General features: G+C 44.5%; 18 protein-coding genes and 1 other RNA gene. 12 read left to right on the top strand and 7 right to left on the bottom strand.

The genetic code is table 11. The features are described 5' to 3' along the window. The first annotated feature begins 289 nt into the window (after window positions 1-289). The 7 genes from ACM0P2_RS14710 to ACM0P2_RS14680 all read left to right on the top strand — a co-directional run bounded on the left by ACM0P2_RS14710 (window position 290) and on the right by ACM0P2_RS14680 (window position 8,881). Entirely contained in the window at window positions 290-1,576 is a 1,287-nt protein-coding gene (locus ACM0P2_RS14710; RefSeq protein WP_159117912.1) for an efflux RND transporter periplasmic adaptor subunit, read from the top strand. Further along, a complete protein-coding gene (locus tag ACM0P2_RS14705; RefSeq protein WP_159117913.1) occupies window positions 1,576-4,698 on the top strand; it encodes an efflux RND transporter permease subunit in 3,123 nt (1,040 codons plus the stop codon). Before ACM0P2_RS14710 ends, ACM0P2_RS14705 begins: the two co-directional genes overlap by 1 nt. 177 nt (window positions 4,699-4,875) lie before the next feature. After that, entirely contained in the window at window positions 4,876-5,586 is a 711-nt protein-coding gene (locus ACM0P2_RS14700) for an SIMPL domain-containing protein (RefSeq protein ID WP_173359101.1), read from the top strand. Window positions 5,587-5,844: 258 nt separating this feature from the next. Next, window positions 5,845-6,126, top strand: a complete 282-nt coding sequence (locus tag ACM0P2_RS14695) for a DUF1289 domain-containing protein (protein ID WP_159117915.1) — start codon at window positions 5,845-5,847, stop codon at window positions 6,124-6,126. A gap of 36 nt (window positions 6,127-6,162) precedes the next feature. Next, on the top strand, window positions 6,163-6,987 hold the full coding sequence (locus ACM0P2_RS14690; protein ID WP_419226748.1) for an HDOD domain-containing protein: 825 nt from the start codon (window positions 6,163-6,165) through the stop codon (window positions 6,985-6,987). Between the two features lie 132 nt (window positions 6,988-7,119). Further along, window positions 7,120-7,920 (top strand): DUF481 domain-containing protein, encoded by an 801-nt coding sequence (locus ACM0P2_RS14685; protein ID WP_159117917.1) that lies wholly within the window; start codon window positions 7,120-7,122, stop codon window positions 7,918-7,920. A gap of 214 nt (window positions 7,921-8,134) precedes the next feature. Beyond that, window positions 8,135-8,881, top strand: a complete 747-nt coding sequence (locus ACM0P2_RS14680) for a DUF481 domain-containing protein (protein WP_419226747.1) — start codon at window positions 8,135-8,137, stop codon at window positions 8,879-8,881. A gap of 153 nt (window positions 8,882-9,034) precedes the next feature. Here the strand turns inward: ACM0P2_RS14680 and serA are convergent, their stop codons facing one another. The 7 genes from serA to ssrS all read right to left on the bottom strand — a co-directional run bounded on the left by serA (window position 9,035) and on the right by ssrS (window position 15,866). Continuing rightward, a complete protein-coding gene (gene serA, locus ACM0P2_RS14675) occupies window positions 9,035-10,264 on the bottom strand; it encodes a phosphoglycerate dehydrogenase (RefSeq protein ID WP_159117919.1) in 1,230 nt (409 codons plus the stop codon). A 381-nt stretch (window positions 10,265-10,645) separates the two neighbouring features. Next, window positions 10,646-11,302: a ribose-5-phosphate isomerase RpiA gene (gene rpiA, locus ACM0P2_RS14670; protein WP_105929672.1), complete on the bottom strand. Its 657-nt coding sequence runs from the start codon at window positions 11,300-11,302 to the stop codon at window positions 10,646-10,648. A gap of 90 nt (window positions 11,303-11,392) precedes the next feature. After that, window positions 11,393-12,013, bottom strand: a complete 621-nt coding sequence (locus tag ACM0P2_RS14665; RefSeq protein WP_419226746.1) for a 5-formyltetrahydrofolate cyclo-ligase — start codon at window positions 12,011-12,013, stop codon at window positions 11,393-11,395. Between the two features lie 99 nt (window positions 12,014-12,112). Beyond that, entirely contained in the window at window positions 12,113-13,741 is a 1,629-nt protein-coding gene (locus tag ACM0P2_RS14660; RefSeq protein WP_159117921.1) for an ATP-binding protein, read from the bottom strand. A 60-nt stretch (window positions 13,742-13,801) separates the two neighbouring features. Further along, the gene (locus ACM0P2_RS14655) at window positions 13,802-14,743 is read right to left on the bottom strand and encodes a nucleoside hydrolase (RefSeq protein WP_105929635.1); all 942 of its coding nucleotides are present in this window, start codon (window positions 14,741-14,743) and stop codon (window positions 13,802-13,804) included. Window positions 14,744-14,765: 22 nt separating this feature from the next. Continuing rightward, window positions 14,766-15,662 (bottom strand): ribokinase, encoded by an 897-nt coding sequence (locus ACM0P2_RS14650; protein ID WP_105929673.1) that lies wholly within the window; start codon window positions 15,660-15,662, stop codon window positions 14,766-14,768. 21 nt (window positions 15,663-15,683) lie between these two features. Further along, window positions 15,684-15,866, bottom strand: a non-coding RNA gene (ssrS, locus tag ACM0P2_RS14645) — 6S RNA. Between the two features lie 534 nt (window positions 15,867-16,400). Between ssrS and ACM0P2_RS14640 the strand changes: the two genes are divergently transcribed. The 5 genes from ACM0P2_RS14640 (at window position 16,401) to ACM0P2_RS14620 (ending at window position 22,729) form a co-directional block, all read left to right on the top strand. Next, window positions 16,401-16,967, top strand: coding sequence for a UPF0149 family protein (locus ACM0P2_RS14640; protein WP_105929674.1), 567 nt, complete (start codon window positions 16,401-16,403; stop codon window positions 16,965-16,967). A gap of 83 nt (window positions 16,968-17,050) precedes the next feature. Continuing rightward, a complete protein-coding gene (gene pepP, locus ACM0P2_RS14635) occupies window positions 17,051-18,364 on the top strand; it encodes a Xaa-Pro aminopeptidase (RefSeq protein WP_419226745.1) in 1,314 nt (437 codons plus the stop codon). A 72-nt stretch (window positions 18,365-18,436) separates the two neighbouring features. Continuing rightward, complete coding sequence (locus ACM0P2_RS14630) at window positions 18,437-19,792, top strand: FAD-dependent monooxygenase (RefSeq protein WP_159117923.1); 1,356 nt, start codon at window positions 18,437-18,439, stop codon at window positions 19,790-19,792. Continuing rightward, window positions 19,779-20,951 (top strand): FAD-dependent monooxygenase, encoded by a 1,173-nt coding sequence (locus ACM0P2_RS14625; protein ID WP_173359097.1) that lies wholly within the window; start codon window positions 19,779-19,781, stop codon window positions 20,949-20,951. Before ACM0P2_RS14630 ends, ACM0P2_RS14625 begins: the two co-directional genes overlap by 14 nt. A gap of 227 nt (window positions 20,952-21,178) precedes the next feature. Next, window positions 21,179-22,729 carry a M28 family metallopeptidase gene (locus ACM0P2_RS14620; RefSeq protein WP_419227708.1) on the top strand — a complete coding sequence of 517 codons (1,551 nt, stop codon included), beginning with the start codon at window positions 21,179-21,181 and terminating at the stop codon, window positions 22,727-22,729. Window positions 22,730-22,743 lie beyond the last annotated feature (14 nt).

Here is a 22,743-nt window from a genome sequence, read left to right as displayed (position 1 = left end):
ATGCTGATATATATCAGTTTTTTCATTTCGAATAACACCTAGCGTAACTTCAGAACTTTTAAATAGCCTACCTAACGCGGTTGATGTTAACGCTTTAGTAATATTGTTTTAACGTTGTGTTTTCCAAATTTTATCGCTTCATTAACGCTTTTAATGCGCCATTTCTCTACGGGTTAATATATAACATCATGTGATGTGTTGCATATAAAAAGATAATTATTTTTATTCTTTGAGGGTATGCATAATGCGCGGCATCAAACTTTAGTTTAACTTTTTAGAGAATCTTGCGATGAAAACTTTTACCCGTTTATTGGCAATAGTCAGCCTAACTGCGCTAGTCGCTGCATGCGGTGGCAAGCAGGATCAAGGTCAATCTATGAGTACCAGTGCAAATACTGGTGTGCCTGTTGATGTGGCCACCGTAGTATCTCAACGTTTAACCGAATGGGATAACTTCACAGGCCGTTTAGAATCGCCACACATTGTTGCACTTCGTCCACGCGTATCGGGTTATATCGACTTTGTTGCGTTTGATGAAGGTGAGTATGTAAAGCAAGGTCAGACCTTGTTCTTGATTGATAACCGTACGTTCAAAGCGGAAGTAGACCGTCTGACCGCACAGCTTGAAGAAGCGAAAAGCCGTGTTCAGCTTGCTGAGCAAAACTACAACCGCGCATTCAAACTACGTAAAACCCAAGCGGTATCTGAAGAGGTGCTTGACGCTCGCCTAGCAGAAAAGAATCAAGCACTAGCAAGCTTAAATCAAACACAAGCCGCACTTGAAGTGGCGCGCTTAAACCGCGGGTTTGCCCGAGTTGAAGCGCCTATCTCAGGCCGTATATCTCGTGCCAATATCACGGAAGGTAACTTTGTTACCGCAGGTCAAACAGAACTCACTCGTATTGTTTCTACCGATCGACTTTATGCGTATTTCGATATTGATGAGCAGACTTACTTAAATTATTTAAGTGATAATTCAAACGGCAATAAAAAAGCATCAACGGCAGTAAGCGAGCAGCCAGTAGGGATGCGTCTAGCAAATGAATCGGACTACAACCACTGGGGGCAGATTGATTTTATCGACAACCAAGTGAACGGCAGCACTGGCACACTTCGCGTTCGCGCCGTATTTAATAACGAAGATGGCCGTTTAATTCCTGGCTTGTTTGCGCACCTTAAACTTGCGGGAGATACAGACGAACAGGGTATTCTCATTAAAGAAAAAGCTATTGGTACAGACCTTAACAACAAGTATGTATTGGTGGTTAACGACGAAAGTAAGGTTGAATATCGCGCGGTTAAGCTTGGTGACAAAGTGGGCAGCATGCGCATTATCACTAGCGGCCTAAATGCCAACGACACTATCGTAGTTGACGGTTTACAGCGAGTACGCCCTGGTGCACAAGTGGCTGCTAACGAAGTGCCTATGGGGGATGAAGATGCGCTAGCAAACTTATCTAACTGGCAGGCCCGCGTTGATAATGCATCACAAGTCGCTCAAAACATGGCGCAGGTTGAAGATGTTCTATCTGGTGGTTCATTTACCTCGAGTACAGCGACGGCAGGTCTTAAGTAATGAACATATCGCAGTTTTTCATTAGCCGCCCGATTTTTGCGGGCGTGCTTTCACTACTTATCTTTATTGGTGGCGCCATTGCGGTATGGCAGTTGCCAATTACCGAATACCCAGAAGTCGTGCCGCCTACTGTTGTGGTAACTGCAAGTTATCCTGGCGCTAATCCAGAAGTCATTGCTGAAACCGTTGCAACACCGCTAGAGCAAGAGATAAACGGTGTTGAAGATATGCTGTATATGTCCTCGCAGGCGACAAGCGACGGTCGTATGACGCTCACTATCACCTTCGCTATTGGAACCGATCCAGATGATGCGACTACTTTAGTACAAAACCGTGTTAATCGTGCTACTCCACGACTGCCGCAGGAAGTGCAGCGACTAGGCGTAGTTACCGAAAAGTCTTCGCCAGATTTAACCATGGTGGTGCACTTAACGTCGCCCGATAATCGTTACGACATGCTTTACCTGTCTAACTATGCTGACCAGAACGTGAAAGATGAGCTGGCGCGCATTAACGGGGTAGGGCAAGTGCGTTTATTCGGCGCAGGTGAATTCAGTATGCGTGTTTGGCTAGACCCTAACAAGCTTGCTGCGCTTCAATTAAACCCTGGCGATGTGGCAGCAGCTATTGCGGACCAAAACCAGCAAGCGGCGGCAGGTAGCCTAGGCGCGCAGCCAACAGGAACCAGTGAATTTCAGCTGCTTATCAATGTTCGCGGACGGTTAAAAGACGAAGCTGAATTTGAAAATATCATTGTTAAGTCGGGCGAAAACGGTGAAATTACTCGCTTAAAAGATATTGCACGCATTGAGCTAGGTGCTGACAACTATGCGTTGCGTTCGCTGTTAAACAATAACCCGGCAGCAGCTATTCCGATTTTCCAGGCACCTGGCTCGAACGCTATTCAGATTTCAGATGATGTGCGAGCACGTATGGCCGAGCTGTCTAAAATGTTTCCAGATGGCCTGGAGTACGACATAGTCTACGATCCAACGGTATTCGTGCGTGGCTCCATTGAAGCAGTGGTTGATACCCTGTTTGAAGCTGTATTGCTTGTTGTACTGGTGGTTGTGCTGTTTCTTCAAACATGGCGTGCGTCTATTATTCCGTTAGTTGCAGTACCCATATCATTAGTGGGCACCTTTGCTTTCATGCAGCTCATGGGGTTCTCACTTAATGCCTTGTCGCTGTTTGGCTTGGTACTAGCAATTGGTATCGTGGTCGACGACGCCATTGTTGTAGTTGAAAACGTAGAGCGAAATATCGCTGAAGGTAAGTCGCCATTCGACGCAACCGTTCAGGCAATGAAAGAAGTGACTGGGCCGATTATTGCTACTACGCTGGTATTGGCTGCTGTATTTATACCAACGGCTTTTATGAGCGGCCTGACCGGGCAGTTCTATAAGCAGTTTGCGCTTACTATCACTATTTCGACCGTAATATCTGCGATTAACTCGTTAACACTTAGCCCTGCTTTATCTGCTCTACTATTGAAACCTCACGGTAAAGCCAATGATTGGCTAACTCGCACTATGGATAAAGTGTTTGGTCGTTTTGTATTCGCGCCATTTAACCGGGTATTCGAGCGTGGTTCGAAAAAATACACCGGGGCGGTTGGCGGCTTAATTCGTAAAAGTGGTATTGTGTTGGTGTTGTATGCGGGGCTTATCGCACTTACGTATAATCAATTTGCGACTACGCCTACCGGATACGTGCCAGGTCAAGATAAGCAATACTTAGTAGCCTTTGCACAACTGCCTAATGCGGCAAGCTTAGACAGAACCGAAGAAGTCATTCGCGAAATGTCCCGCATTGCCATGGAACACCCGGGCGTGTCAGACGCTGTAGCGTTTCCTGGCTTAAATATTAACGGTTTTACTAATAGCCCAAGTTCTGGAATTTTATTTACCCCGCTTAAGCCTTTTAGTGAAAGACAGTCGCCAGAATTATCTGCAGGTGCCATTGCCGCAAAACTCAATCAGCAGTTTGGCTCGATTAAAGGGGCTTATGTCGCTATTTTCCCACCACCACCGGTAATGGGGCTAGGCACTATTGGTGGCTTCCGCTTGCAAGTGGAAGACAGAGGTAATTTAGGATTTGAAGAGCTAGAGCGTGTAACCCAAGAAGTCATCGGTAAAGCGTGGGCGCACCCAGCGCTAACAGGTTCATTCACAAGCTTTACTGTAGCTGTACCGCAGCTAGATGTAGATGTAGACCGTGAAAAAGCGGTAAGCCAAGGGGTAAACATCGATACCTTGTTTACCACGCTTCAAGCCTATTTGGGCTCGCTGTATGTTAATGACTTCAATTTGTTTGGCAGAACCTATCAAGTTAATGTTCAGGCAGATGCTCAATATCGTCAGGAAATTGGTGACATTACCCAGTTTAAAATTAGAAATAGCCAAGGTGAAATGATACCGCTAGGCTCATTCCTAGACGTTCAACATAGCGCCGGTCCAGACCGAGTGATGCACTACAATGGCTACGTTACCGCCGAAATCAACGGTGCCCCAGCGCCTGGCTATTCGTCAGACCAAGCGAAAGCGGCCATTGAAGAAGTATTGGCTGAAACCTTGCCGCTCGGAATGACCTATGAATGGACCGAGCTAACGTATCAGCAAATACTGGCAGGTAATGCTTCAGCCTTCGTATTCCCACTGGTTGTGCTTTTGGTGTTCTTGGTGTTGGCGGCGCAATATGAGAGCTTGCGTTTACCACTAGCGATTATTCTCATTGTGCCAATGACGTTGTTAAGTGCCTTAATAGGCGTGCAAATTTACGGTGGCGACAATAATATTTTCACTCAAATTGGCTTGATTGTATTGGTCGGCCTTGCTACGAAGAACGCCATTCTTATTGTGGAGTTTGCCAAGGAATTGCAAGACAGCGGAATGGACGCACTTTCTGCCATTAAAGAGGCAAGCCGCTTACGTTTACGCCCAATCTTAATGACATCAATTGCCTTCATTATGGGGGTGTTGCCTATGGTTATTTCTACCGGCGCTGGTGCAGAGATGCGCCAGGCGATGGGGGTTGCCGTATTCTCAGGCATGATTGGCGTAACCTTCTTTGGCTTAATTCTTACCCCTGTATTTTATTATTTACTGAAACGTAAAGGTTAACTCTCCCGACTACCCAAGCGTTGCCCTCTTAAGGGGCTCTTTAGGCCACTCGTTTGAGTGGCCTTTTTTTTGCCACCATTGGTCAGCTTTTATCTCGTATTGCATTATTTAAATGCTTATATTTCACTACATTCTTAACACCAAGTTAAAAAGTACAACAGATAATTGGAGACTCTAATGAAAATAGGTGCAGCAATAGTAATGGCGCTGGGCATGGTGATTGCGGTGTCTTTACTTGGCGTCCAGGTATCGTCTGCTATGAACGATATGCAAACGTGGGATAGGGTAGTTACCGTCAAAGGATTGTCAGAGCGAGAATACATCGCTGACCAAGTGATTTGGCCTATTCAGTTTGTCGACGCAGGAAATGACTTACCCCAGCTGTATGAAAATATCGAGAAAAACAGCATCAAGGTAGCCGATTTTCTAAAGGAAAAAGGTATTCCTGTTGAGAGTGTAGCCATCGGCAAGCCTGAAATTAACGACAAACTTGCGCAACAATACGGGAGCGGTGAAAGGGCGCCGTTTCGCTACAGTGCAATTCAAACGGTAACGGTTTTTTCCAATGAGGTAGAAAAAGTACGTGAATTAATGCAGCAAATTGGTGAATTAATCAAAACCGGTATTGTGCTATCAGATCAAAGTTACCGCGCACAGCCTGACTATGTATTTACTCGATTAAATGATGTGAAGCCGGCGATGATTGAAGAGGCTACGTTAAATGCTCGTGAAGTTGCGGAAAAGTTTGCCTCAGACTCAAACAGTACGTTGGGAAAGATAAAGCGTGCTAATCAAGGGCAGTTCAGTATATCAAGCCGGGATAGCCACCACCCTCATATTAAGAAAGTTCGAGTTGTTTCCACCATTGAATACACGCTTGTAGACTAATATTCATGTTATGCTTTAGGTACGAGGAGAGTGTGAAGACTTTTGTACTGCATTATGCATTATACATCGCTGATGCTGACGCAAAGAGCACACGCTCAAGCCTTGTAGTTTAAAAAATAAACCTTTTTGTGTTTGTTTAATAAAATATTTACTTAACTTACTGCTAATGTCTACTGGTTTGATGCATGCTAATGGGGTTTAATCCTTGTCAGTGCCGTACTATCTAAAGCCTGCTACTAAGAAGGTGGAACGTCTGAGATGACAGACCCAAAAACGCACGCTCAGCAACTGGAATTTTTTGAAATTCCTAGCCCCTGTGTTGGTGTCTGTGAGTCTGGTCCACGAGGTTTTTGTAAAGGATGTTTTCGAAGCCGGGATGAGCGTCTTTATTGGCTTAAGGTAGATGACGCTACCAAACGGAAAATAATCAGTGCATGTGTACGGCGCAAAAAAGCCGTACTGGCTAAGAAGCGTAAGGCCCAAGTTGAGCAAGGCGAGGAGAGGGAACAACAGTACCCCTTGTTCGATTCGCCGTCATAGATAAGTTAAAAATTAAAAGAGACTGAGATTTAATACATGTCGTTAGATAAGTATGTTGCCTTTGCCGCGAAATCATTTACGTTGCCCGATATTTGCGTGAGGCTGCGTGCTACGCTTGACGACCCCCGTTCTAGCGCTGAAGATATCGGTCAGCTTATCAGTGCAGACGCGTCGCTAACTGCTAAAGTACTGCGTTTAGCGAACAGCTCTTTATTTCGTTTCCCATCCCAAATTGAGACAGTGTCAAAAGCCATAAGCGTTATCGGTGGAGAAGCGCTTTACAATTTGGTCATGGCTGAAACGGCCACAACGGCTTTCAAGCACTTTGACAATATTCTTATTAAACTAGATAAACATTGGTATCAATCGGTTTACTGCGGCATGCTCGCGAAAAGCCTTGCAATGCGACTTAATGTTCGCGGCGCGGAACGTTTCTTTGTTATGGGTATTCTTCAAAACCTAAGCGAATTGGTAGTGGCAAAGAAAGAGCCTCAGCGTTACTACAATTATCAGAATGCTGAAAAGGAAGAATTACCACATATTGACCAGTTAACGCATTTCGGTTTTACGTTTGCGCAATGCAGCGGTATCATACTCGAAAATTGGCACTTACCTATTGGCTTGTACTACCCTGTATCCTTCATGAATGATGAGGCGAAGTACGCGTCTGACGTGGATGTTTGTGTGCTGGCATTGGCTAATCGAATAACGTTTAGTCAGCTAGATAAAGAAAATTACGCAAATATTGAACTTTTTACGCCAGAAATAGCCAATACGTTAAGTCTCGACATGGAAGTAATAAGTAATTCAATTGATTACGCTGAGCAAGAAACAGTAAAAATTGCTTCACTTATTAACTGAGCTTTAATAATAAAACCCCGTTACTTCATCGATATACTGCAAGAACGTTGAAAGCTCTCCATAGGATTGGAATAACAAGCGTCGTTTTAAGACGTAATCTAAGAACTATAAAAGCTTAACGTAAATCAGATTATGTTCATGAAAATCCTGCTAAGCATAGCTATTGCTGTTTTCTTTTTAAGCGTGTGCGCTTCAGTAAAGGCCAGAGATCTAATCGAAACGCTCTATCATGCCGACTTTACTCCTGACACTGACGATGAAATTCCCCGTTTTACTCTCGATGGCGAGCTTGGTGTATTAGTTAACACCGGTAATACATCTGCTGCCAGTGTGAAAGCAGCGGTGAATGCTGATCATGAAACTGAAAACTGGAGCAGTGTTTATTTTGCTGAACTGCTTTACAAGGAGAGCGGAAGAGCGAATACGCAGCGTGATATCAGTGCTCAGCGATTTTATACCAGTGCCCAATTCGACTATAAACTTCTAACCCCTGGTCGCCGTCTTTTCATGTATGGCGATCTTGAAGATGACAAATTTACCGGATACGACCATCGAGCCTCGCTGGCGGCGGGTTGGTCGCAGCGCGTTTGGCGCAACGAAGACAGTGAATTTCGCTATAGCGTGGGGCCAGGTTACACCTTCATTGAGGCAGAGGAAGATAACGATAGCCTTATAAATGACGGCATTATTGTGCGCGCTTCAGCTGAGTATAAATACCATTGGAGTTCGGGTGCCAAACTAAGGCAGTTTGTAAGCACTGAAGCAGGTGAAGAGAATACCAAATCTCGCTCCGAAACCTCGCTTTCCGCGAACGTGTTCGGTTCATTAGCAATGAAATTGTCATTTATATTAAGTCACGAAACCGACACGCCAGAAGACGTCGCTGCGCTCAGCACGGAGACATCAGTTGCCTTGGTGTACCAGTTTTTTTAGGTAATTAGTTTAAATTTCGCTAGTGAAACCGGCTTTTTGTCTATTCCGCATTGACTAGAAAGGATGAAAATGTAAACTGCGCAGCACATCGATAATGGTAGCTGCTACTTTGCAATGCCTTCTAACAGACTACGTTAAAATTCGCGTTGTACCGCCTTGCAGTACCAAAGGTGTCGTGTACGACTAATGGACCGATAATCAATAGGATTGTTCAATGAAAAAGCAAGTGCTTGCATCTTTAATTGCAGTTTCTCTTTCTCCAGCCGTTTTCGCTCAAGATGATGAAGTTAAGCCTTTTACAATGGAAGGTGAATTGGGCTTCATATCAACCTCAGGTAACACTGAAACCACGTCAATCAGTGCAGGTATTCAAGCGCATCAGGAGCTTGAAAGTTGGAGTAACGATTACGTTCTTAAAGGTCTTTACAAGCAAGAGACAGTAGAAGGTGATGATGGAGAAGATATTGAATTCACGTCAGCACAAAAGTTCTTCGGTTCAGCACAGGGTAACTACAAGTTAGAAAACCCAGATAATCGTTTATTCGGCTTTGCATCATACGAAGACGACCGTTTCAGTAACTTTAATTACCAATCTACTATCGCTGCTGGTTGGAACCAAAAGGTATTAGAGACTAAACGCCATACCCTTGAATATTCAATCGGTCCTGGTTACTCGTTTATTGAAACACAAGACGGTGAAAACTTAGATAGCGTTATTGTTCGTGCATCTTCAGCCTATTCGTGGAAAATTTCAGATACCGCTAAGTTCACACAAACAGTGAGTACGGAAGTAGGTTCTGACAATACTAAATCTCGCGCTGAATCAGCGCTTACCGCAACGATTAGCGGCAACCTATCCATGCGTTTGTCTTTCAAACTTGACCACAACACTAATGTTGAAGACGATGTTGAGAAGTTAGATACAGAGACCGCAGTAAGCCTGGTTTACAATTTCTTTTAAGCCAGACTTGAGGGTACAAGGGCAGTTAAAAATGAGCTGTCTTTCAATGCTTCTAGATATGAAAGTTAAAAAAAACGCTGCATAACATGCAGCGTTTTTTTGTAAAAGACACCTTGCAGTAGATGTATCATCAAGGTGTTGTTGCTATCGTTTCTAGTGAAGAATACGTGTTTTGATTGTACCGTCAATTTGTTGTAGTTCAGCGAGGGCTTCATAGCCGCGGTCTTCTTGTACATCAACAACCACGTAACCGATTTCTGAATTTGTTTGTAGATACTGAGCTTCGATGTTGATGCCTTTCTCTGCAAATGCTTGGTTAATTTGAGTAAGAATACCAGGCTGGTTTTTGTGTACATGAAGCAGGCGCGAACGACCCGTATGTTCCGGTAACGAAACTTCAGGGAAGTTAACTGCCGACAGCGTAGAGCCGTTGTCGCTGTATTTCGCGAGTTTTCCAGCGACTTCTATACCGATATTTTCTTGTGCTTCCTGCGTGCTTCCACCTACGTGAGGAGTAAGAATGACATTATCGAACGCGCGAAGTGGCGATTCAAATTCTTCCGTATTAGATTTCGGCTCAACAGGGAATACGTCAATTGCCGCGCCGTTGAGTTGTCCGCTCTCCAGTGCCTTTGCAAGCGCATCAATATCAACCACAGTACCACGAGATGCGTTAATAAGAATGCTGCCTTTTTTCATTTGTGACAGCTCTTTTTCGCCAATCATGTCTTGAGTTTGAGGCGTTTCAGGAACATGCAGCGATACAACATCAGATGTGTTAAGTAGCTTTTCTAGTGACTTCACTTGAGCCGAGTTACCTAATACAAGTTTGTCTTCAATATCGAAAAATTGAACGCGCATACCAAGGTGTTCAGCAAGAATACTAAGCTGCGTTCCAATGTGGCCATAACCAATGATGCCTAATGTCTTACCACGCGCTTCATATGAGCCAACGGCCGTTTTTTCCCATTCTCCACGGTGTGCTTTCGCGTTTTTGCTAGGTACTTGGCGAAGTAGAAGAATAATTTGTCCAAGCACTAATTCTGCTACTGAACGTGTGTTCGAGAATGGCGCATTAAATACTGGGATGCCGCGGCGCTGTGTCGCTTCAAGATCAACCTGGTTTGTGCCAATACAGAAACAGCCAATGGCCACTAGCTTTTGCGCAGCATCAACCACTTTCTCTGTAATTTGCGTGCGCGAGCGAATACCTACAAAGTGAGCGTCTTTGATTTTCTCGATTAACTCATCTTCTGGAAGAGAGGTCTTGAGAAATTCAATGTTGCTATACCCATTGCTTTGAAGTGTTTCTAAGGCACTCTGGTGAACACCTTCTAACAACAAAATTCGGATCTTATCCTTCTCTAATGAAACTTTGCTCATGAACTCGCTATCTCTCACTGATGTAATTTGGTTTACTTGAATCACTAAAACACGTGCTTCAGACGTTTGTTAAAGGCTTCTAACGGTATTGCAGCTTAGTATTTCTCGTCTCACGTATCGAAGCTGTTTTTGGTCTGAAATCTAGCGCCACCACGCTTTTAATTCCGTCGGTTTTGTTTTTGGTCGAAGCCAATGGCTTCGAGGAACAAGAATACCTACTTTCTTTAAAAGACATCTAGACGTCCAAACGGAAATTAACAGAAAACGTATAAAGTTAAAAGCAGTTTTTGTTTAGCTTTTCACCGCAGGTGTTGCATATACGCAAAAAAGTAATTAGCTGCATTACCTGCATAGAAGTTTTTTGCTCATTTCAAATGGTGTTTACTTAAAAGTTTCGACGCCACTTTCCGTTGCACTAAGCACAATGTCAGCACCGCGCAGCGCAAAAATTCCGTTGGTTACTACACCTGGAATGTTATTAATTTTCTGCTCTAGCTCGCGAGGGTTTAATATCTCGAGATTGTGCACGTCTAAAATAACGTTACCATTATCGGTCACAACGCCTTGACGATACTCAGGGTCTCCGCCCAGTTTGACCAACTCGCGAGCAACAAAAGAGCGAGCCATAGGAATAACTTCAACCGGGAGTGGGAAGGAGCCCAGTACTGGCACACGCTTACTTTCATCAACAATACAGACAAAAGTCGTGGCTGCACCTGCAACAATTTTTTCGCGAGTGAGTGCGGCGCCACCACCTTTGATCATATGCTTATGTTCAGTAACTTCATCTGCTCCATCGATATAAACAGATAAATTGCTTACTTCATTAAGTTCAAATACTTCAATACCAAGTGCTTTTAAGCGCTCGGTCGAGGCTTCTGAGCTTGACACTGCACCTTCAATTTTATGCTTTATCTTGCCAAGTTCTTCAATGAAGAAGTTGACGGTAGAACCTGTACCCACACCCACTATGCTGTCAGACTCAACATAGTCGATGGCTGCTTTGGCTACGGCTTGTTTCTTTGCGTTCTGATCCATGGTCATTCTCCGGCTTATCGTTTTTGGCAGTGTAACGTATATGCGTAAACGCTCCCACATATAAGTCATCACATTTTGATATCGTGGGTATTAAGTGTTGTTGAAAATTAACGTCCTAGTAGGCGTGACAATGGCGTCTAACGGCACGTCCCAAGGTGCAATAGGTAATGATTTAACCTCTTGGATATCGTGAGCAATACCGACAAGCTTTGGATTTTTGGGGCATAGTTGATCTCGAGAGTGCCGTTTGGTTTGGGTAAACGCTAGTGTTCTGTCATAGTAACCGCCCCCCATGCCTAGTCGGTTTCCCTTAATATCAAATCCAACCAAAGGCATAAGAATAACGTCACATTGTGACGTTGGAAGTACGTTTTGACAGGATAGTGCAGGCTCTTTGATTTTATACTTGTTCTTCACCAGTGCAGTATGGCTGGAGTAAAAAAGAAAGAGTAAGTGACCTTTGCAAACGGGGTGAAGTACGGGCAGCGCAAACTGTTTTGAAGGGGCGCTTTGCCACTGCGAAGCAATATAGGGGCCAAGATCGATTTCGCCATCGTTTATTAGATAACCGGCTATATTGCGAGCGTGTTTTAATAAGGGCAACCGATGTAGTTGCTCAGCTATACCACGTGCGGCCTCTTCCTGTTGAACTGCGCTTAACGCGCGACGCGCTTCTCGAAGCTCTTTTCTCAAGGCGGTGCGCGATTTCAATATTTGTTCTGAGACCATGTTCTAATGTGGTTTTGTATTTAACTATAGGGCGTATGCAGTAAACCTGGCAATTTGAGCCGTTCTTTAGTCGCTGTCATTTTACTGCTTTTCTTTTGCTAAAAAGTGATTGAGTACGCGAATAAGCTCATCACTGTTAATAGGCTTTGTTAATACATCATCTAGGCCTTTTTCTCGAAGATAATCGGGCTTCGTAATAACATCTGCAGTTAAGGCTACAATTGGAAGCTCAGGCCTCAATCTTTTTATTTGAGCTGTCGCTTCATCACCTTGAATACCCGGTAAGTTTAAGTCCATAAGAACAAGTTCAGCAGGGTGAGACTTTGCATATTCAACGCCTTCCTCACCGGTACTCACAATGGCAAATTGAACGCCTAACTTTTCAAAAAATGTTTGGATTACCACTTGGTTAATGTAGTGATCTTCAACAACAAGCACATTAGCTGATTTATCAATATCTAATTGCGCCACCAGACTTCGCGGGGATGATTCAAAGGGCTCAGAAGTACCGATTAAGTCGGCGGGTATTGAAACGCTAACCCGTGTCCCTGCATTTAACTTACTACTCACCTTAATTGAGCCGTCCATTAATTCGACAAGGCGCTTTGATATATTAAGGCCTAAACCCGTCCCGCTTATCTTGCGGGCATTTTCCATTCGCTCAAAGGGGGTGAACAGTCGCTCCTGGTCCTCTTCACTCATTCCAATACCTTGATCAATCACGTTAAAAATTAATTTACCGTTTTTGTATTTCACCTGCGCTTTTACAGATTTATCCTTTGCCGTAAACTTTATTGCGTTAGATAGTATGTTAAGCGCAACCTGACCGAACTTAGTGTCATCAAAAAATAGAGATTCAGGCAGCGCTGCCTCACTTGACGTGCTAAATACGACACCGCTTTCTTCCGCGCGAATTTTAGTGAGGGAAAATAAGTGAGTGAAAAAGTCGTTTAAGCGGACAGTTCGTGGCATTACCCGCATTTTACCTGCTTCTATCTGGTTAATATCTAAGACAGAATTAACAATTTCCAGAAGCCTTTCGCCACTTTGCGATACATGTGATAAAGGCGTAGAGAAAGTGCTAGGCAGATTCAGTTTATTTGCTTCACTTTCAAGTAGGTGGCTGAATGTATTGATAGCGTTAAGCGGTGTTCTAATTTCGTGGCTTATGTAAGACAAGAAATCAGATTTGAATTGGCTGGTTCGCTCAAGTTCTCTGTTCTTTCGCTTAAGTTCAAGATGTGCCACTACCGATTTGCTTAAGGTTTGAAGTGAAGCTTTTTGAGCATCGGTTAGTTGGCGAGGTTTCTTGTCTATTGCACACAAAGTCCCTATAGCATGACCCGACGGAGTAATAAGTGGTGCCCCTGCATAAAAACGTATATCCGGCGCACCTGTCACTAAGGGATTGTCGTGGAATCGTTTGTCTAGGGTAGCATTGGGAATTTCAAACACGTCTTTTTGCAAAATAGCATGGGAACAAAACGCTATTTCTCTTGACGTTTCTTCGGCATCAAGGCCCACCCTCGATTTAAACCACTGTCTATTTGGGTCGATTAAGCTGATAAGGGCGATAGGAGTTTCACATATCTGTGAGGCAAGCGCGGTTAATTCATCGAACAGTATTTCGGCTTCAGTGTCGAGGACATCGTAGCTTAATAGCTCCGCTAAACGTTCATCTTCGTTTTTGGGGAGTGGCGCCACTTCCATAGAGATTTTACCTAACGCTTAAATAAAAAGGGATTGTATATAAACAATCCCTTAAAGATATCATAGAGCATAGGTATCTATGAATAATTGTTCCAATTTTTGATGGTCAACTTTAGTTGCAACTTTGATGGTATTTGCCTCATTCCACAGCGGGCTAGGCGTCGTTCCTTTTGGAGCCACAACGGTTTGCCCTCTATCTAGCGTGCCTGTACCAACGCGAACATGACCTTCTGTCAGTTCAAACAGCTCAGGGTGACGAAGATGTGCAATAGGGAATGCATCATGGAAGAAACAAACGCGGTCTTCACGGTTCTGTGAGTAGAAGTCCATGTAGAACTGTGCACTTTCTTTAACAAACCCACCAAGGGTATTGTTTTTATCTTCAAGTTTTTCTACGAACTCAGGTGAGAAAGGTGTGAAGTTAGTCACGTCAAGACCGAACATGGTCAGTTCCCAGTCTGCAGCAAATACGATTTCAGCAGCGTTTGCGTCGTTCCAAATATTGGCTTCAGCAACAGGGGTGACGTTGCCAGGTACAAATGCGGCGCCGCCCATAATACTGACGCCTTTCACTAACTTCGGCAGTTCAGGTTCAAGACGCAAAGCAAGTGCTAGATTGCCAAGTGGACCTATAGCGACAATAGTAATCTCGCCTGGATACTTGCGGGCCATATCTACGATGAACTGGGCTGAGCTACGCGGGTCTAACTCAGTTTTAGGCGCTTCTGGCTTAATATGTCCAAAGCCGTACTCACCATGTACAAAGTGAGCGTAAGTAGATTCTGGACCTACCCAAGGCATACCAACACCTTTGGTAACAGGAATGTCTTTACCGGCAATTTCGCACAGAGTTAGCGCGTTTTGTGCCGCCATAGTTACTGGAACATTACCAAAAACAGTGGTTAAACCTAGGACTTCAATATCTGGTGATTGAAATGCGAAGAATATCGCCATCGCATCATCAATGCCCGGATCTGTATCTAATATGATTTTATGTGTCATCAAATTATCTCAATGCGTCTTGCTAATTGGCGTGTTTCGCTAAGAAACGATCCACTTCTTTTTGTGTTGGAATACTTTGCGCGGCACCTTCTCGCGTTACTGCAATTGCAGAAGCTGCACAGCCACGGCGTAATGCTTGTTTTGCATCAGTATGATTACAATAAGCTGAAAGGAAATACCCTATGAAGGTATCACCCGCTGCGGTAGTGTCGACAGCGTCAACAGAGAACGCTTTAACTTCAATAACGTCGCTTTTACGAAGCATCATTACGCCTGCTTTTCCTAGCGTAATTATAACCTCACAATGTGACCATTGTTCTTTAAATACGGTCACAATATCTTCAAGTTCTTCTTTACCCGTAATCGCAGCTGCTTCTGTTTCATTTACAATAAGTAAATCTACGCAGTCGAGTGGTAATTGTTTGACCGACTCGCTCATAGGGGCAGGGTTAAAAGCCACTTTAAGCTGCTTCTCTTTAGCTTGGCGAAGTACTTCTTCAATACTGCTCGTTTCGTTTTGAGTAAGCACCCAGTCTGAAGGGCGTGTGTCGTCTAGCGCCTGCATTACGGTTTTCGCATCTATGGTTTGGTTTGCACCACCAAAAAGTACGATGGCATTTTCGCCGCTAGGGGTAACTTGAATAATCGCGTGACCAGAAGGGACTTCGGAACACTTTACGCCACGACAATCCACACCTTTTTTAATAAGTGCTTGTTTAAATGAGGCGTCGTTCTCGTGAATGCTGCCGACGTGTCGAACGTCTGCACCTGCTTGCGCTAGAGCTATGGACTGGTTTGCACCCTTACCGCCTAACAAGGTTTGGTAATGGGTTGAAGCTAATGTTTCACCAGGTTGAACAAAGTGATCTACCTGATAAACGTGGTCAATATTTATAGAGCCAAAATTTATTATTGCCATTTCTTCTTCCGTCGAAAGAGGGCGCTTCCCAGAATGCCGCTGTCCATGTTTCGCCCGTGAACCGAAAAGTTCAGGGCGGAAGTATCACAATTGCCGTAGGCTTCTCGATACGTGTCGAGCTTGCACAATAGCAGCTGTTTCAACTTCCTTGGTTTAAAGCATCGGCCAGGGACATGAATGAACTAGCAAACATCCCAGGAAACATTGTTGTTGTATTAACGCAACAGGGTATATCAAACGCGAGATCCAGTGAAGAGGATCACCTAAAGCGCTTTATAACTATTTTGCGTGGTGATTATAAAAGCGGTAAAAAAATATTACTTTTCTTGACCAATTGGTCAGCAATTATACACGCATATTAGTTAAGCTCAATAATAACCAAACAGCTAATTCAGGAAATAACAGACTAAAAGACAGTTTGAAACGCTGTGCGAAAGGAAATCCTTATCCAACGACACTGATCTTAGATGAAATCATGCAGTGTTGCTACCCATACCGCTTTTTAATTTTGATAAACAAACACAAATTAAGTTTGTTTGAGCACCGAATAAACAAGTGTCGTAAGTGATTGTGCAAAGCGTGTACGACGTTTTGCTGGCACTGCTATTCCATGACAGCAACATTGCCAAAGGTAGGCTTTATAGATTGATTTTTGCTAGTATTACCACCATCAAGAGATATGGGCCACGTAACAATGGTGCGTTAATCTCAACTCATTTCAAACGAAGAGAAAGAACCGTGGAAAAACAGCTCGATTACGACAGTGTAAGTAATAAATTGACTCAGCAAGGCATCATAGTAGACGGAGCCGAAGTCCACGGCATTCTGTGCGGCATGCTTTGCGGGGGAATGTCTCTCACTGATCTAAAATGGCAAGAAGCGTTGAGTGAAACCATTAATCAAGGGGAAAGCTTCGACGACCAAACCGAGCACCTTCTGAATGCGCTTTTTAATCAAACCTGCCAACAATTGCTTGAGCCGGAGTTTGCATTGAACTTATTGCTTCCCGAAGACCACGCGCCTATCAATGATCGTGGTGCTGCTCTTATCAATTGGGTTCAAGGATTTATGTTAGGGTTTGGACTTCATCAACAAGATTTGATGCAATGCTCAGAAGATGTAAAAGAGGCCCTAGAGGATTTCTCTGATATCTCTCGTATGGAAGAGCCCATGGACGCAGATGAAGAGTCGGAAAAGGCATTGTTCGAAGTGGAAGAATACGTAAAAGTCTCTGCTATTTTATGCTTCAGCGAACTTGGTCAATCACTGTTAGATGATCAACAAGACACGCCATCCGTACACTAAATAATTACTATCGGAAAAAGTAGCCTTTTTATTAGTTACTTAGTTCAGGTCATTCAAGTCACTTACTCAGGGTTTTCTCGTTTATGATTAGTGCGCAAGAGTTTATTGCCAGACAGGACAGGCTACTGGCTCAGTGTGGACCTAACAGTGTATGTATTGTGCCGGCAGCTGGATTAGTCACACGCAGTCGAGATACCGAGTATACCTTTAGGCAAGACAGCGATTTTTGGTATTTAACTGGGTTTGAAGAGCCGAATGCATGGCTAATATTATCTAACCATTCACGCTATGGTGAAAGTTACCGAGCGATGGTGGTGCAAGACAAAGACAAAAGCGCCGAAATTTGGCAGGGGAAGCGCCTTGGGGCTGAAGCGGCTTTGTCTCGTTTTAGTTTAGATGAAGCTTTTGAACTTCAAGAACTTGAAGAGGCATTGTTGGCGTCAATTCAAGGGCAAGATAACCTTTATTTTGGATTAGGTCATAACGAAGCACACGACAAGTTAATCACTGAGGCGTTAAATACCTTACGAGATGCGCCCAAAGAGTCTCTTGCACCACGAGCAATACACGATTTTCGCCCTATTTTGCACGAAATGCGTTTGTTCAAATCTGCCTGTGAAGTTGCCGTGATGAAGGCGGCGGGAGAAATCACCGCGCGCGCTCACAAACGTGCAATGCAGTTTGCAGCGCCGGGCTGTTTTGAATACCAGTTAGAAGCAGAAATTCATCATGAGTTCGCAATGGCCGGCGCACGCTCATCCGCCTACAGTACCATAGTAGGAAGCGGCGAGAATGCCTGTGTTTTACATTACGTACAGAATAATGCGCAAGTAAATGATGGTGATTTGATCTTGATCGATGCTGGCGCAGAGTATCAAGGCTATGCTGCCGACATTACTCGCACTTTTCCGGCGAATGGTACTTTTAGCCAGGCTCAACGAGACATTTACAGCGTTGTGCTAAAAGCGCAAAAAAGTGTGTTAGATATGCTAGTGCCAGGTGTAACGCTTTCTGAAGCGATGTTACACAGCGCCGAGATTATTACTCAGGGTTTAGTTGACCTCGACATATTGGAAGGTAGTGTAGCTGAGAACCTACAAAGCGAGAGCTGGCGACAATTTTATATGCATGGCTTGGGGCATTTCCTCGGGCTTGATGTACACGATGTAGGTAACTATAAGATTGAAGGCGAAGATCGTCCACTGAAGCCAGGTATGGTTATCACCGTTGAGCCCGGCATTTACATAAGTCGAGACAGCGATGCGCCAGATAAATATAAGGGTATCGGTATTCGTATTGAGGACGATGTGGTTATCACCGCCACTGGCGTGGATGTGCTCACCTCAGATGTGCCCAAAGAAGTCGAAGAAATCGAAGCGCTTATGAAAAAAAGTTGAAAGCATAGTCGCTAATCTAGCGTATGCGCAAAAAAATAACGAAAAAAAAACAGGGCGGCAGGATAAAACACGGTGAAATCAGCAGAAGCGGTGGATGTAGTAATTATTGGTGGCGGTATCGTGGGAACCGTGTTGGCCAAAGGGCTTGCAGAAAAAGTAGGACTTTCTGTAGCGCTGATTGACGCTGCAGACCCAAAACAAACTCAGGAATCAAATACCGATTTTAATCCATTTACCGATACGCGCGTCATTGCACTTGCAAGACGTACAGTAGCTGAACTCTCTAGTGTCGGGCTAAATCTGGAAGATGTGGCTAAGCAGCACAACGGCGAACTCCCCCCAGAAATCAAGCATATCGAAGTAAGCGACAAGGGCCATGTGGGCTTACTTAACCTCAATAGCGATGATTATCACATTGATGCTTTCGGACAAGTTGTAAGTTTAAGCGCGCTGACACGCTTGGCAGCAAATGCTAGTTCGGCGTATCAATACATCGCCCCGGCAAAAGTAGAAACGGTAACTCAGCAAAAAGATGCGGTACACGTTGCGCTTGATAATGGCGAGACGCTCACGGCAAAGCTACTAGTGCTAGCTGATGGAGGCCGCTCTGGTTTAGCGCAGCAGGTTGGGATTGCTAAAACCGTGAGTGACTATAAGCAAACCGCCATTGTATTTAATGTTCATGCGCAATCACCTCACCAAAACAAAGCGTACGAACGCTTCACACAAAATGGTCCGCTGGCATTTCTCCCCTTCGATAGTGAAATTGAGGGCGTTAAAGCGCGAGGAAACGGGTTTTCAGTCGTGTGGACGGTAGAAACAGAAGCCGCAAAGTCTTTGATGACGTTAACTAGAACAGAATTTATAAAGGCATTGCAAAATGCGTTCGGTTATCGCCAGGGTAAAATACTCAGAGTCAGTGAGTTAGCAAGTTATCCGCTCATGCTTGTGAAAGCTGAATCACTGACCAGCCATCGCACAGTGGTTGTCGGTAATGCAGCGCAAGCCTTACACCCCATTGCAGGGCAAGGTTTTAATCTGGGTTTACGAGACTTAAGTACGTTAATTGATGTTCTTAGCGCGTCGTCTAGCGCGCATAATTCACAACAAAATGCAGCAGACAAGCGTGAAGATAACAGTGAGAGTCAAGCTGTGCCTGAATATCTCCCTGAACGCTTTGATGCGGGCGCATTTGATGTTCTGCAACGCTATGCGAACGAAAGAGAACAGGACAGAAACAATACAATAACCCTTACCGATACCTTGGTAAGAACCTTTTCTAATCAGTACTTTCCAACGGTAATCGGCCGGAATGTATCGCTACTGGCGCTGAGTATGATGCCGCAGGCAAAGAAAGCCTTTGTTAAACATACAACAGGGTATGGCGAAACACCGCAGATAAATAGAGACCGCAATGCAGCACGTTGATATAGCAATAGTGGGCGGGGGAATTGTAGGGTTAACCCTTGCTGCCGCTCTTAAAAATAGTGAATTAAGCATAGCCGTTATTGACAAGGCAGCGTGCTATCAACCGCTTTCTGAAAAGCCTACGGCCAGAGTGAGCGCCATAAACCAGGCCAATATCAAGGCGCTAAAACAATTTGATGTGTGGAACTATCTACAACAAGACCGCGCGAACCCTTACACCGATATGCATGTGTGGGATAAAGACAGTTTTGGCGACATCCATTTCTCATGCAGCGAAATGGGAAGCGATGCCTTAGGCATAATTGTTGAAAACCAAGCGCTGGTTAATGCTCTAGCTGAGGCTGGTGAAGCACAATCGAATGTTCAGCTTGTAACTGCTGGCATTGAAAGAGTGCTAGCAGGGCCAAATCAGACCATGCTTATGCTAGATAACGATGAGGTGCTAAGCTGCAGATTGTTAGTAGGTGCAGATGGTGCCAATTCGTTTGTTAGAAAGCAGGCTGGTTTGCCCATTACTTTCAAAGATTACGAGCACACTGCCATTGTAGCCAATATAAAAACCGACGAGCCTCACAATAACATTGCCAGACAAGCATTTACACCCACAGGGCCACTCGCTTTACTTCCCATGGTGGCGCCAAATGTGTGTTCCATTGTATGGTCGCAAACGCCGGAACAAGCTGCTTCGCTGATGACATTAGATGACGAAGCGTTTTGCAACGCGTTAACAGCAGCCAGCAATAGCAAACTCGGCATGACTGTGCTCGAAACAAAACGCTCAGCCTTTCCTCTTACCATGCGCTATGCACGGCAGTGGGCAAAGGATGGCGTTGTGCTGATTGGAGATGCAGCCCATACTATTCATCCGCTAGCGGGGCAGGGCGCCAATTTAGGTATGCAAGACTCACTTGTTTTGGCTGAAACGCTGAGTAGTCTTAACGCATCAGGTAAAGATATCGGTCTTTATAAAAACTTGCGTAGCTATGAACGCAGCCGTAAAACAGAAGCGATGAAAATGATCGCTGCGATGGACGGTTTTAAATTCTTATTTGATGGTAATGACCCATTCAAAAAACTTCTTCGTGGTATAGGGCTGTCTGCCACCGACAGGTTAGGCACAATCAAGAACGCCTTTGTTAGCCACGCCATGGGCCTATAAATCCCAAATGTTGGCGTTGAGATAGTTGGCTGTAAAGGATACTCTTCGGTATCCTTTTTTATTTGTACCAACGGTTTATGACTATTTCTCTTTGCAAACCTTATCGTGTCTTGTCTTTCACTTGCGCCTCCCTGCTTACCGCTGCTCTTTCTATTAGCTTAGCAAGTGCTGAAGCTACTACTAAAATCGCCGATGAATTATCTTCGGCAACGCTAGCAAGCGAGAAAATGAAGCTGAATAATGCCCCTATTAATTTGGGCGTTTATCGCGAGCACGCTAAAACCTTGGCTAGTGATGAGTTCGAAGGTCGAGGTCCACTATCAGAAGGTGAGGAGAAAACAGTAAGTTATCTGGTAGCCCAATATAAGAAGCTAGGGCTGAAGCCCGCCTTCGGCGAGAGCTACACTCAAGCCGTACCGCTTGCCAAAATTACACCAAATAACATGAGCGCCCTTGCTATTGGTGATTTGACGTTCAAGGCTGGCGCCGAGTTTACGGCACGTACGCAGCGTATCGCTAAAGATTATTTGTTGAATAGTAGCGACGTTATCTTTGTAGGTTATGGCATTAATGCGCCCGAATATAATTGGAACGATTATGAACGCATTAACGTAAAGGGAAAAACGGTTGTCATGTTGGTGAATGATCCGGGATTTGCCTCTAAAGATCCTGCTTTATTTCAAGGTAATGCCATGACTTATTACGGTCGTTGGACATACAAATATGAAGAAGCGGCCAGACAAGGTGCAGAAGCCGTTTTCATTGTTCACGAAACTATGCCCGCAGGTTATGGATGGGGCGTTGTCGAGAACTCAAACTCCAATACTAAATTCAGTTTGGTTGACGAAGAAAACAACGCTTCGCAAGTTGGTGTAATGGGCTGGCTTCATCTTAATGCGGCAAGACAACTATTTGAAAAAGCGGGCTTAGATTATGGCGAGCTAAAAGAAAAGGCATCGAAACCTGGCTTCACACCTATTGAATTAAAAGCGAAGGCTTCATTGAGCTTTACCAACACCATTGAGCATGCCGAATCTCAAAATGTGGCAGGAATTTTAGAAGGAACAACAAAGCCAGACGAGTGGGTAATGCTGCATGCCCACTGGGATCACTTAGGAAAGGTTGAGAAAAACGGCCAAACTACAATTTATAACGGCGCGGTCGACAATGCGTCGGGCGTTGCTGGCGTGCTTACATTGGCTGATGCACTTACCAACGCTGAAAAGCGTTTTTCACGTACCCTTATGTTCAGTGCATTCACTGCTGAGGAAACGGGGTTGCTTGGCGCTGATTTCTTCGCAAACAACCCGCCTATTCCTACGTCAAAAATGGTGGCGTTTTTAAACATCGACGGCATGAATGTAAACGATGGCGTAGATTATATTTTGCAGTACGGTGAGGGTTACTTATCTATTGAAGATGACTTAGCAAACGCAGCCGCGTTACAAGGGCGAACCGTAAAAATGGACCCACGCCCTCAAAATGGTTTGTTTTTCCGCTCTGATCACTTTGCGCTCGCTAAGCAAGGAGTACCATCAATTCTGTTTATGAGTTTGGGCGATACCGACCCAAGCTTTATTACCAAGCGTTACCATAAAGCAGATGACGACTACCTTCCCAGCTGGACATTAGGTGGCGTGGAGCAAGATCTTTCGCTTATTGGCTCTATGCTAACTCATTATGCACAAGGCGATGTATGGCCTTACTGGAAGCGCGAGAGTGACTTCAAAGCAAAGCGTTTGCAGTCGTTGTCTGGTGGCGAAACCAGCGCTAAATAAAACACGCTAGAACG

It is taken from the genome of Alteromonas sp. OM2203 (genome assembly GCF_048517045.1).
Classification (GTDB): Bacteria; Pseudomonadota; Gammaproteobacteria; order Enterobacterales; family Alteromonadaceae; genus Alteromonas; species Alteromonas gracilis.
This window is presented reverse-complemented; position numbering and strand designations above follow the sequence as displayed.

Coding starts and splice junctions, on each gene's coding strand:
- ACM0P2_RS14710 (WP_159117912.1), top strand. CDS start 290: ATGAAAACTTTTACCCGTTTATTGGCAATAGTCAGCCTAACTGCGCTA.
- ACM0P2_RS14705 (WP_159117913.1), top strand. CDS start 1,576: ATGAACATATCGCAGTTTTTCATTAGCCGCCCGATTTTTGCGGGCGTG.
- ACM0P2_RS14700 (WP_173359101.1), top strand. CDS start 4,876: ATGAAAATAGGTGCAGCAATAGTAATGGCGCTGGGCATGGTGATTGCG.
- ACM0P2_RS14695 (WP_159117915.1), top strand. CDS start 5,845: ATGACAGACCCAAAAACGCACGCTCAGCAACTGGAATTTTTTGAAATT.
- ACM0P2_RS14690 (WP_419226748.1), top strand. CDS start 6,163: ATGTCGTTAGATAAGTATGTTGCCTTTGCCGCGAAATCATTTACGTTG.
- ACM0P2_RS14685 (WP_159117917.1), top strand. CDS start 7,120: ATGTTCATGAAAATCCTGCTAAGCATAGCTATTGCTGTTTTCTTTTTA.
- ACM0P2_RS14680 (WP_419226747.1), top strand. CDS start 8,135: ATGAAAAAGCAAGTGCTTGCATCTTTAATTGCAGTTTCTCTTTCTCCA.
- serA (WP_159117919.1), bottom strand. CDS start 10,264: ATGAGCAAAGTTTCATTAGAGAAGGATAAGATCCGAATTTTGTTGTTA.
- rpiA (WP_105929672.1), bottom strand. CDS start 11,302: ATGGATCAGAACGCAAAGAAACAAGCCGTAGCCAAAGCAGCCATCGAC.
- ACM0P2_RS14660 (WP_159117921.1), bottom strand. CDS start 13,741: ATGGAAGTGGCGCCACTCCCCAAAAACGAAGATGAACGTTTAGCGGAG.
- ACM0P2_RS14655 (WP_105929635.1), bottom strand. CDS start 14,743: ATGACACATAAAATCATATTAGATACAGATCCGGGCATTGATGATGCG.
- ACM0P2_RS14650 (WP_105929673.1), bottom strand. CDS start 15,662: ATGGCAATAATAAATTTTGGCTCTATAAATATTGACCACGTTTATCAG.
- pepP (WP_419226745.1), top strand. CDS start 17,051: ATGATTAGTGCGCAAGAGTTTATTGCCAGACAGGACAGGCTACTGGCT.
- ACM0P2_RS14625 (WP_173359097.1), top strand. CDS start 19,779: ATGCAGCACGTTGATATAGCAATAGTGGGCGGGGGAATTGTAGGGTTA.
- ACM0P2_RS14620 (WP_419227708.1), top strand. CDS start 21,179: ATGAAGCTGAATAATGCCCCTATTAATTTGGGCGTTTATCGCGAGCAC.